1 protein-coding gene is annotated in these 580 nt (G+C 74.0%); it reads left to right on the forward strand.

Annotated features, from left to right (window positions below; all coding sequences use genetic code 11):
* Positions 1-580: beta-ketoacyl synthase N-terminal-like domain-containing protein (locus tag IH00_RS0135790; protein ID WP_031080625.1), on the forward strand; the 580-nt coding region annotated here is incomplete at both ends.

Here is a 580-nt window from a genome sequence, read left to right on the forward strand (position 1 = left end):
ATGGACCCGCAGCAGCGGCTGCTGCTCGAGACGTCCTGGGAGGTGTTCGAGCGGGCCGGGATCGACCCGGCCACCCTGAAGGGCAGCTCGACGGGCGTGTTCACCGGCGTCATGCACCATGACTACGGCTCCGCCTCCGACGTACCCGAGGGCCTCGAGGGCTACGGCGTCACCAGCACCCAGGGCAGTGTCGCCTCCGGCCGCGTCGCCTACACCTTCGGCCTGGAGGGACCGGCCGTCACCGTCGACACCGCCTGCTCCTCCTCCCTTGTCGCCCTGCACCTGGCCGTGCAGGCACTGCGCTCCGGCGAGTGCTCCCTGGCCCTCGCCGGCGGCGTGACCGTCATGGCCACGCCGTGGGTCTTCGTGGAGTTCAGCCGCCAGCGCGGCATGGCGCCGGACGGCCGCTGCAAGCCCTTCTCCGCGGCGGCGGACGGCGCCGGCTGGGCCGAGGGCGCGGGCGTCCTGCTGGTGGAGCGCCTGTCGGACGCCCGCCGCAACGGACACCCGGTCCTCGCGGTCGTACGGGGCAGCGCGGTCAACCAGGACGGCGCCAGCAACGGCCTCACCGCCCCCAACG

The organism is Streptomyces sp. NRRL S-118 (genome assembly GCF_000716335.1).
Classification (GTDB): Bacteria; Actinomycetota; Actinomycetes; order Streptomycetales; family Streptomycetaceae; genus Streptomyces.